The organism is Streptosporangium sp. NPDC048886 (assembly GCF_055586905.1).
In genome coordinates this window covers 1-9718 of record NZ_JBVJHH010000091.1, presented here as the reverse complement: position 1 = coordinate 9718, position 9718 = coordinate 1, and the positions used below count along the sequence as shown (strand labels likewise).

Below are 9718 nucleotides of genomic sequence, written 5' to 3'. Positions count from 1 at the left end.
TTCAACCGGCTCAAGCACTTCAAAGGCATCGCCACCCGCTACGACAAGCTCGCCGCCCACTACCGATCGGCCGTGACCATCGCCTGCCTACTGCTATGGCTCAGATGATCCACAAAACAGAACCTAGTCGCAGGACTTGGCCCATCGTTCGTGGGCGGACTGGCGGGTGATGCCGGCGGCAGCGCCGATGTCGGCCCAGGAGCGACCGTCGGCGCGGGCGGCGCGCACGGCGGCCTCCAGGTGCTCCTGGGCGGCCTGGGCCGCTACAGCGGCCTGCCGGAGCGCACGCAGGGACGGAGGGGGCAGATGGGCGGCCCACTCACGGTGGATCTCCTCCTCGACGGCGGGGGGCAGGCCGGGATCGAGCACGGTGGCGGTCACGTGCGATGGGCCGGTCCATCCGCACTCGCAGCATCCGCGCCATCCGCCGGGCAGGCGCTCGGTGCGCCCCTGGTGTCCGTCGTCGCTCTGCCAGCTCATGACCACCTCCGCTGTCAGGAATCCCTGACACGCAACGATGTCAGGGATTCCTGACACGGGCAAGAGGATGGGCCGCTTCCGGCATGGGGCGGGCTTGGCGTGCGTTTTCGTTCCGCCACACTCCGAACCCCGGGACGCGGCCATACCGGACAGTGCAGCAATTCTGTCCGGCATAGATTCCGGCGGGCGACGCCCTGACCTGCGCAAACGTCCGGGGGTGTCCCGGGGGTGCCCGGACGGGCGGCGGCTTGTCCGATTCATCCCGGTTTTTTCGGCCGATTATGCAGCCGGATTGCATGATCATGCAGTCGGCGCGGCCCCTCCTCCGTGGCGGTTCGTATCAGTATAATTACTATGTGATGCGATCGACCGACGGCTCTCATCGCGGGGGAAACCGGCCGCCCCGCTCGCTCAGCGTCCGTCGTGGCCCGGCCACTTCGGAAAAGGCTGGCCGGCGGCTGGAGCGGGCCAGCGGGCCTGAGCGGGCGATCGCCGCCTGGCGGTATGAGACCGCGCGGGCCGTGCTTCGCCTGACGAGCACCGCCCAAGCCTGATCGCCGTCGTCACGGTCCGCGCCGGGACGGCCTGATGCCCAAGACGGTCGTCACCCACGTCGAGCGCGCCCAAGACCAGCAGGCGTGGAACGATCGCCGCCGAGGCCGTGTCTCTTTCGCGTGCCGGTATGAGCGACCTTCCGACGGAGCGTCGCGCTCGACGGGCGGCCGCCGGGGTGGGGCACCGCCTCGATATCATCTCGCCCGTGCTCCCTTCTGACGCTCGCACCACGGTCTTCGACATCGACGGCACCCTCTGCTTCGATGGGCGGACGATCGACAGCCGGATCCTCAGCGCCATCGAGGACTGCGAGCGTGCTGGCCACCAGCTGGTTTTCGCTTCCGCCCGCCCGGTCCGTGACCTCCTGCCCGTCCTCGGCGGGGCCTTCCCGAGTGCCACGCTGATCGGCGGGAACGGCAGCCTCGTCTCCGTCGACGGCCAGGTCCGGACGCGGGCCGTGTTCGGCCCCGGCGAACTTGACAAGCTACTGATCGAGGCCGACCGGTTCCGGGCGGGCTACCTCGCCGACGGCCCCTGGGACTACGCCTACACCGGACCGGCCGACCACCCGATCCTCAGCCGCGTCGACCAGGGTCTCCTCGCCCGCCAGGTCGGCCTCGCCGACCTTCCCGCCGTCGTGAAGTTCCTCGTGGTCGAAGCGACCGACATGGGTGCCCTCGCCGAGGCCGGCCGCACGCTCGGGATGAGCATCAACCACCACCTCGACGAGGCGATCATCGACTTCGCCCCGGGCACCACGAACAAGTGGGAGGCACTGACCTCGCTGGGTATCGACCAGTACAACGCCTTCGGCAACGACATCAACGACCTGGACCTGCTCCGCAACGCGCGGCACGGCGTGCGTATCGGCACCCACCCGGGCCTGGACGGCATCGCATGTGTCAGCGTCGCCGCCGACCCGGAGGCCATCGCCGCCGAGATCGCCACGCTCGCCTCAGTGACGTCCTCGCTCTGATGGCCAGTGTCGTCGGTCGACTCCGGACCCGGCCCGGAACTCCTACAGCTCCGGCTAGCCGCCACTCAGTTGATCAGTGGGTACGATGGCGGGGTGCCAGGATCTCGGTGACCTTGGCGATGGCTTCAGCACCAGGTTTGACGTAGCGCATGGCGGTGCGCGGGTTCTTGTGCCGGGTCTTGCCCATAATGAGCTGCAGCGGCACCTCGGCCTCGCCGAGGTGGGTGGCGGCACTGTGGCGCAGCTGGTGCAGATCGAGCCCAGCGTACTGTTTGGTGGAGTTGCCCCGGTTCGGTAGACACATCAGGGCTTGTGACTACGCGGCAGCATAGTTGGGATCTTGAGCGTTCTTGGATGTGTATCGGCGTTCGTATTCAGCTGGGCTGAACTGGCCGTTGGCGGAGTGGCGTCGGCGGGGGTTGTAGAACCCTTCGATGTAGCTGAAGATGGCTCGTTCGGCTTCTGACCTGGTGCGGAAGGTGCGCCGGTCGATCAGCTCGCACTCCAAGGAGGCGAAGAAGCTCTCGGTGATGGCATTGTCGAAGCACGTCCCGGTTCTGCCCGTGGAGGGACGGACGCCGGCCTGTGCGCAGTCGCCGCCACACTGAACAGCCGCCCCCGCAAGACATTCGGCTGGCGTACTCCCGCCGAGGCGTTCAACGAGCATCTATGCTCGCTGACAGGCGGTGTTGCAACGACCCCTTGAACCCGATCTGTGAGCCGATGCCTCTATGGAAGGCACCTTGGCTGACCTGCGGAGACGTTGCCATTTGGGGCTGGTGACGCGTTTCTTGACAGCCCCCCTATGAGTGGCTGTCGGATGAGGAGATTGCCGCGCTGCTCGGCTTGGCCCGGCATGCCCGCGAAGTCTTCCTGATCCAGCTGCTGGCCGAGACCGGCATGCGGATCGGTGAGGCCCTCGGCCTGCGGCGGGGAGGACATGCAACCGGCTGCCGCATTCCCGAGTGCTGGGCTGCCGGCATGAAGGGCCGCACGTCCACGTCCGGCGGCGGCTGAACGCCAACGGCCCGTTCGCCAAGGCGCGGCAGCCGCAGGTGATTCCGGTGGAGCGCGACACGATCGAGGCGTATTCACGCTACCAGTACGAGCGGGACGAGGTTGGTGAGGCGGCCGAGTGTGACCTGGTGTTCGTGAACCTGTTCCACGCCCCGCTGGGCGAGAGCCGCTTCTCAAGTGGAACAGGTTCTATTACGCTCCGCTTCTATGCGGTTCACCTATGCCGAGTCCATGACCGACCCGTCGTACTACGTCCCGCTGGCCCAGGCCGCCGAGGCGGCGGGATACGCAAGCGTCAGCGTGGCGGACTCGATCGTCCATCCGAAGGAGTCCGACGCGAGCTACCCGTACGCCCTGGGCGGCGACCGGGAGTTCCTGGAGGACAAGAGCTTCATCGAGACGTTCGTCCTGGCCGCGGCCATGGGAGCGGCGACCTCGACGATCCGGTTCACGACGTTTGTGCTCAAGCTGCCGATTCGCCCGCCGGTGCTGGTCGCCAAACAGGCGAGTTCGATCGCCTGCCTGACCGGCAACCGGCTGGGCCTCGGCGTGGGGCTCAGCCCATGGCCCGAGGACTTCGCGGCGATGGGGGTGCCGTGGTCGCGACGCGGCAGGCGGATGGACGAGGCCATCGCGGTAGTCCGCGGCCTGACCAGCGGCGACTACTTCGAGCACCATGGCGAGTTCTACGACCTGCCGCCGGTGAAGATGTCCCCGGCGCCCAGCGAGCCGATTCCGATCCTGGTCGGCGGGCACAGCGAGGCGGCACTGCGCCGGGCCGCCCGGCTCGGCGACGGATGGATGCACGGCGGCGGCGACGCCGACGAGCTGGACGCGCTGCTGGCCAGGCTGGCCGCCCTGCGGGCCGAGGAGGGAACGGCCGACCGGCCTTTCGAGATACACGCGATCTCCTCCGACGCCTACAGCGCGGACCGGGTCAAGCGGCTGGCCGACAAGGGGATCACCGACCTGATCGTCGGTTTCCGGTGGCCGTACGTGAAGGGTCCCGACACCGAGCCGCTGGCCAGGAAGATCGAGAAGCTGGAGCGCTTCGCCGAGTCCGTGATCTCCAGGATCAACCCCTAGCAGCAAACGAGAACAGGTTATAGACACGCGGCCGGGCGGCTTGAGAGCGGCGTCCATCACGGACGAGTATCGAGGCGATCACGCGGCATTCTCGGAGCTAGCAAACCGACTGATCAGTCAGTAGGCTCGCCGACGAAATTCATGGCGGCTTCGAGCAAGGGATACCGCGATGCCTGGATCTGATCAACTCGCCGGCCGTACGGCGGTCATCACCGGTGGGGCCAGCGGCATCGGGGCCGCGCTCTCGGCCGAACTCGGCGCGCGCGGGATGTCGGTCGTCGTGGCCGACATAGACGGCGCCGACGCCCGGCGCCTCGCCCGCGAACTGGGCGAGAACGGGATTCCCGCGCTCGGCATTCGCGTCGACGTCTCCGACCCCGAGTCGGTCGACGCCCTCATGCAGGCCAGTTACGCCGAGTTCGGCTCCGTCGAGGTGCTCTGCAACAACGCGGGCGTGCTCGCCTTCGGCACGGTCGCCGAATCATCACTCGGTGACTGGCGCTGGCTCTCGTCGGTGAACATCGAGGGCATGCTCAACTGCCTGCGTGCCTTCCTGCCGAGGATGCGCGAGCGGACCGGGTGGCGACACGTGATGAACACCGCGTCGACCCATGCCTTCCTGCCCGACCCGCAGGGCACGTCCCTCTACAGCGCCACAAAACACGCCATCGTCGGCCTCTCACTCGGGCTGCGGGCCGAACTCGAGCCCGACGGCATCGGCGTCACGATTCTGTGTCCCGGCCAGGTGGCGACCCGCATCCTCGACTCCCAGCGCAACCGGCCCGACGTGTTCGGCCCCCCGGCGGCCGAGTTGTTCGGAACGGGAACCGTCCCGATGGCCATCGAACCCGGTGAGGTCGCGCGCGACGCCGTCGAAGGCATGCTGCGCGGCGCCCCCTTCGTCTTCTCGCTTCCCGCGCACGACCACGACCGGTTCCGGTCCCAGGTCGAGGAGCTGTGGCGGCTCGCGGGCGATGCCCTGAACGACAGCGTCGAGCCGTAGGGACATCACGGTGGACGAGCGGCTCCCGCACCAGTCCCCGCCGCAGACTCCCGCGGCCGGCGTCTCTTCGACCGCGCCCGCGTCTCCTGAGTCGTGCGGACCCGGCGATCGGCACCGGGAGGACCGCGGTCTGCGGCGGCTGCTCGTCACCGTGCCGTTCGTCAGCGCCGCCGCACCACTGGGCTACGCCGTCTCGGCCTACTTCCTGGCGCTTCAGGTGCAGGCCATCGACAACGCGGCCAAGGTCGAGAACCTGACCATCGTCAACACCATGAGCGCGCTCGCCGCGATGATCATCCAGCCGCTCGTCGGCGTCCTGTCCGACCGCACCCGTACGCGCTTCGGCGCACGCGCGCCGTGGATGCTGGCCGGAGCCCTCATCGGCGCCGTCGGGCTGATCACCGCGGGACTATCGACGACCGTGACTCAGCTGGTCGTGGTCATGATGGCGGTACAACTCGGCTTCAACGCCTTCCAGGGTCCGCTCGCGGCGATCCTGCCCGACCGCGTGCCCTCCCGGCTGCGCGGACGGTACTCGACGCTCACCGGGCTCGGCGCGATCGCCGCGGCGATCGCGGGCCCGGTCTTCGCTTCCGCCTTCGCCACCCGCATCCCCGTCGGCTACGCCGGCTTCGCGGGCGTCATCCTGCTGATCATCGTGGTGTTCATCGTATTCAATCCCGACACCGACAACCGCGGTGTGGCACGGCCGGCGTTCTCCGTCCCGGCGTTCCTCAAGGCGTTCTGGGTCAACCCCCTGCGCCATCCCGATTTCTTCTGGGCGTTCCTGGGCCGCGTGCTCATCTTCGGCGGCTACTACATGGTGCACACCTTCAACATCTACATCGCCCAGGAGTACATCGGCCTGAGCCTCACCGAGGCCGCGCGGCTGGTTCCCCTGATCGGACTGATGGGCCTGCCCGGGTTCATCCTCGCCATCGCGGTGTCCGGGCTCCTGTCGGACCGTGTGGGCCGGCGCAAGCCGCTCGTCCTGGTCGGCGGGCTCATCATCGCCGCATCGGCGCTGTTCCCGCTGATCTTGCCGAGCGTGGCCGGTCTGATGATCTCGACGGTCGTCCTGACCATCGGCTTCGGCGTCTTCATCTCGGTGGACCAGGCCCTCGTCTCGGAGGTCCTGCCCAGTGAGGACGACCACGCCAAGGATCTGGGCGTGATCAACATCGCCGCGACCCTGCCGAACACGATCGCGCCCGTCGCCGCCGGCGGCATCGTCACGATCTTCGGAGGGTACGCGGCGTTGTATCCCGTGGTGGCGATCGTCGCGGGGGCGGGCGCTCTGGCGGTTCTTCCGATCAAGAGAGTGCGCTGACGGGGCAAGGCGCCCTCCCGAGCGGCCGGCCACGCGGGTGAACGGTAGGCTGGCGCGGAAGAAATTGGGCCTTGCGCAACCACGTCCGCCTGCGTCGAGCGAGGCACCCGGACGACAGGAACGACGGATGGCGAAGACGCATGACGCCGAGCGAGCCGGTGCCGCCCGGCGCGCCAAGATCGTGAGCGCCGCCCTCACGCTGTTCGCGGTACAGGGCTACCGGGGGACCTCCCTCGCGGCCATCGCCAGGGAGGCCGGGATCACCCAGTCCGGCCTGCTGCATCACTTCCCCACCAAGGAAGCTCTGCTGGCCGAGGTGCTCGCCGAACGCGACCGGCAGACCTTCGACGCGGTCGAGGTCGGTCGCGAGTACGAGGGGCCGGCCATGGTCCGCGCCCTGGAGATCGTGTACGACATGGTCACGCGGAGCCGGCAGAACCGCGAGCTCACCCGCATGGGGCATCTCGGCACTTTCGGCTCGAACGACATCCCGGAGATCGCGCTGGAATGGGCGCGGGAGCGCGTCCGCACGTTCCGCGCCCATCTGGCCGCCGTGGTCAAGGAAGGCGTCGCGGCCGGCCACGTACGCGCGGATGCCGACCCCACCGCGGTGGCGTCGCTCATCATCGGCACCATCACCGGCCTTGAGGAGCAGTGGCTGCTCGACGAGTCCTTCGACATGGTCGCGGCGATGGGCGCGTTCACCCGGATCCTGCGCCGCGACCTGATCATCGAGGGCTAGAGCCTGTCTTCAAATGATCACGACCAGAGCAGGAGCTTCCGCAGTCTTGAGCGTTCAAGGTCAAGATGTGCGGCGCGCCTCGAGTTGTCGGTGCGGTGGGACATACTCCGCCAAGCCAGGATGATCACCAACAAGGCGAAGGCGTTGATATGGCACAGTTGCTGCGGAGGCTCGACGACGAGATCTACGTCGAGTACAACACGTTCGGGCTGGACGGCACCGACCTGCCGGAGTGGGGCTCCCCCACCGACGAGATCTACCACTTCGTCGCGGCCGTGCGGCTGGAGTCCTGGGACGCCGAGCCGGGGCCCGCGGATGCCTCGTGGACGCCGGTCAGTTCGGCGACGTTCGTCGCGGAGAGCGGCGTGGTCGCGATCGTCGCGATGATGGACGACAGGGGGCATGACTTCCTGATCGGGCCGCCGCGTTTCGAGTACGGCGTGGACATGTACCTGCGTGAGCCCAAGCCGGGCGACGGGCATGCCACGGGTGAGTGCGAGGAGGCGTGGCTGCTGAGGTTCTGGCCGATCCGGGATGTCTTCGACCCGATCACGCACGCGGCGCCGTTCTCCTATATCGCGCGCGGGGTGCTGTACTACTCGATCGACCTAGAGCCCGAGCAACTCGTGCAACCTCCGGCGCGTCGGGAGGTGCCGGTGCCGGTCTCGGCGGTGGCGGACTGGGCGTCGCTGCGCGCGGACCCGGACCTGGACACCTTCGACGGCTGGCTGCGCATGTTGCGCCGCAAGGCGGAGGGCAGGGGCGTCACCGTTCACGAGTTACTGCGCGGGGCCGGGGTCGACATCGAGGACGGCGTGGACCTTACCCCGGCCTCCTGCACCCCGCCGCGGGCGCGTGCGGGGCGGTTCAAGGATCCGCTGATCGACCGCTACTACGCCGAGCAGGCGCGGCGGGGCTCGTTGTCCGGGCAAGATCTGGGTGAGCATCGGCTGCGCGAGTACGCCGACGGCGAGCGCATCGCCAAGGAGTTGTGCCGCAGCGGCACGCGGACGTTCTCTGTGCCCGTCGAAGGCCGTGGCGCCCTGTATGTACCGGCGGGTGTCAGCCGCCGCGTGTGGCGGTGGGAGGACGACATGCTCGGCGGCGAGCTCATGGACGATGGGCTGACGGTGGATCGGCAGGTTCTGGCCAGGAACCCGTGGAGCAGGCAGATCCTCGTCTCCGGCATCGTAACGGTCCTGCGCCGCGATCACGGCAGGCGCGGCTGCGGCGACACCGTCTGGTACATGGTGCGCGACGCCGAGCCGCATGAGGCGGCCAGGGTCTTGTGCGCGGAGGCCACCTGGGAGGAGGACCAGGATCAGCGCCGGGCCTTGGACGAGGTGGCCAGGGAGAAGCTGATCGATCTGCGGGCCACCTACAGGAGCCGGGAGAGGTGAGGGCCGGGCCTCGTCGCGCGGCGAGGGCGCGCGGCCGGGTCGGAGGTGGCTACGGCCTGTCTTCAAGGTGATCTAGGTTCCGCGGGATCATGGTCCGGTGATTCGCCGTCATGAACTCACTGACCAGGAATGGGATGCGATCAAGGAGTTACTCCCGCCGGGCCGGATGGGCCGTCCTCGCGAAGACGACCGGCGCATGCTCAACGGCATCGTCTGGAAGATCCGTACCGGCTCAGCCTGGCGGGACGTACCCGAGCGCTATGGACCCTGGCAGTCGTTGTACACCCGGTTCCGGCGCTGGGCGCTGGATGGCACCTTCACCGCCATGCTCCGAGCCGCGCAAGCCGGCGCGGATGCGGCCGAGGACATCGACTGGCTGGTAACGGTGGATTCCACCATCGTGCGGGCGCACCAGCACGCGGCCGGAGCCCGAAAAGGAGGGATCGGCACCACAACGCCGAGGCCGCAGATCACGCCCTCGGACGATCCCGAGGTGGACTGACCAGCAAGATCCACCTAGCCTGCGACGGCCGTGGCAAACCACTGGCCTTCCTCGTCACCGGCGGCAATGTCAACGACTGCACCCGCCTGCAACAGGTCCTCGCCGCCCTCTCGGTGCCGCGGATCGGCCCAGGACGACCGCGAGCCCGGCCCGATCACGTGGTCGCCGACAAGGGCTACAGCTCCCGCGAGATCCGCTCCTACCTGCGCCGACGCGGCATCAGCCACACCATTCCCGAACGAGCCGACCAGATCGCCGGACGCAAACGGCGAGGGCGAAGCGGCGGACGATCACCCATGTTCGACCCGGACATCTACAAGCGGCGCAACGTCGTCGAACGTTGCTTCAACCACCTCAAGCAATTCCGTGGCCTGGCCACCCGCTACGACAAGACAGCAGCCTCCTACACAGCGGTAGTCGCCCTCGCCTCACTGCTTCTCTGGCTGTGATCTTTGAAGACAGGCCCTAGCTTGATCTTTAACTTTGGTGGCTAGTGAGGCCGCGCCTGATTTCTCAGTGAGACAGCCCTTGTTTGATCATTCTTCTTGTCGAGGGAAGAAGATCCATTACCAAGGGCTGTCTTGATGACCAGTGTGCCTGATCAGTGTCCGGTTGATGCATGGGGAG

The 9718-nt window shown here is 67.9% G+C and carries 8 protein-coding genes and 4 pseudogenes; 9 read left to right on the top strand and 3 right to left on the bottom strand.

Annotation, left to right across the window (positions count from 1 at the left end; translation table 11 throughout):
• Positions 1–108, top strand: a pseudogene (locus ACZ6R6_RS48815) (IS5/IS1182 family transposase); the annotation flags it as partial.
• Positions 109–123: 15 nt separating this feature from the next.
• On the opposite strand, the gene ACZ6R6_RS48810 reads toward ACZ6R6_RS48815, so the two are convergent.
• A complete protein-coding gene (locus ACZ6R6_RS48810) occupies positions 124–480 on the bottom strand; it encodes a hypothetical protein (RefSeq protein ID WP_470104321.1) in 357 nt (118 codons plus the stop codon).
• Positions 481–1240: 760 nt separating this feature from the next.
• Here ACZ6R6_RS48810 and ACZ6R6_RS48805 point away from each other — a divergent pair.
• Positions 1241–2011, top strand: a complete 771-nt coding sequence (locus ACZ6R6_RS48805) for an HAD hydrolase family protein (protein ID WP_470104319.1) — start codon at positions 1241–1243, stop codon at positions 2009–2011.
• 73 nt (positions 2012–2084) lie between these two features.
• Here the strand turns inward: ACZ6R6_RS48805 and ACZ6R6_RS48800 are convergent, their stop codons facing one another.
• Together ACZ6R6_RS48800 and ACZ6R6_RS48795 are read right to left on the bottom strand one after the other, a co-directional pair.
• Positions 2085–2315, bottom strand: coding sequence for a tyrosine-type recombinase/integrase (locus tag ACZ6R6_RS48800; protein ID WP_470104317.1), 231 nt, complete (start codon positions 2313–2315; stop codon positions 2085–2087).
• Between the two features lie 12 nt (positions 2316–2327).
• Positions 2328–2612 (bottom strand): annotated as a pseudogene (locus ACZ6R6_RS48795) (IS3 family transposase); the annotation flags it as partial.
• Between ACZ6R6_RS48795 and ACZ6R6_RS48790 the strand changes: the two are divergent.
• From ACZ6R6_RS48790 to ACZ6R6_RS48760, 7 genes and pseudogenes are all read left to right on the top strand, one after another.
• Positions 2595–2717 (top strand): annotated as a pseudogene (locus ACZ6R6_RS48790) (IS30 family transposase); the annotation flags it as partial. The pseudogenes ACZ6R6_RS48795 and ACZ6R6_RS48790 overlap by 18 nt on opposite strands.
• A 518-nt stretch (positions 2718–3235) precedes the next feature.
• Positions 3236–4114 (top strand): TIGR03619 family F420-dependent LLM class oxidoreductase, encoded by an 879-nt coding sequence (locus ACZ6R6_RS48785; protein WP_470104315.1) that lies wholly within the window; start codon positions 3236–3238, stop codon positions 4112–4114.
• 169 nt (positions 4115–4283) lie between these two features.
• Positions 4284–5117, top strand: coding sequence for an SDR family NAD(P)-dependent oxidoreductase (locus ACZ6R6_RS48780; RefSeq protein ID WP_470104313.1), 834 nt, complete (start codon positions 4284–4286; stop codon positions 5115–5117).
• Positions 5118–5127: 10 nt separating this feature from the next.
• Entirely contained in the window at positions 5128–6447 is a 1320-nt protein-coding gene (locus ACZ6R6_RS48775) for an MFS transporter (protein ID WP_470104311.1), read from the top strand.
• Between the two features lie 127 nt (positions 6448–6574).
• Positions 6575–7189, top strand: coding sequence for a TetR/AcrR family transcriptional regulator (locus ACZ6R6_RS48770; RefSeq protein ID WP_465946420.1), 615 nt, complete (start codon positions 6575–6577; stop codon positions 7187–7189).
• 149 nt (positions 7190–7338) lie between these two features.
• Positions 7339–8589, top strand: coding sequence for a hypothetical protein (locus ACZ6R6_RS48765; protein WP_470104309.1), 1251 nt, complete (start codon positions 7339–7341; stop codon positions 8587–8589).
• 100 nt (positions 8590–8689) lie between these two features.
• A pseudogene (locus ACZ6R6_RS48760) lies at positions 8690–9540 on the top strand (IS5 family transposase).
• The last annotated feature ends 178 nt before the right edge of the window (positions 9541–9718 follow it).

Excerpts from the sequence above, each read along its gene's own strand:
- ACZ6R6_RS48810 (WP_470104321.1), bottom strand. The coding sequence starts at position 480 with ATGAGCTGGCAGAGCGACGACGGACACCAGGGGCGCACCGAGCGCCTG.
- ACZ6R6_RS48800 (WP_470104317.1), bottom strand. The coding sequence starts at position 2,315 with ATGTGTCTACCGAACCGGGGCAACTCCACCAAACAGTACGCTGGGCTC.
- ACZ6R6_RS48785 (WP_470104315.1), top strand. The coding sequence starts at position 3,236 with ATGCGGTTCACCTATGCCGAGTCCATGACCGACCCGTCGTACTACGTC.
- ACZ6R6_RS48780 (WP_470104313.1), top strand. The coding sequence starts at position 4,284 with ATGCCTGGATCTGATCAACTCGCCGGCCGTACGGCGGTCATCACCGGT.
- ACZ6R6_RS48770 (WP_465946420.1), top strand. The coding sequence starts at position 6,575 with ATGGCGAAGACGCATGACGCCGAGCGAGCCGGTGCCGCCCGGCGCGCC.
- ACZ6R6_RS48765 (WP_470104309.1), top strand. The coding sequence starts at position 7,339 with ATGGCACAGTTGCTGCGGAGGCTCGACGACGAGATCTACGTCGAGTAC.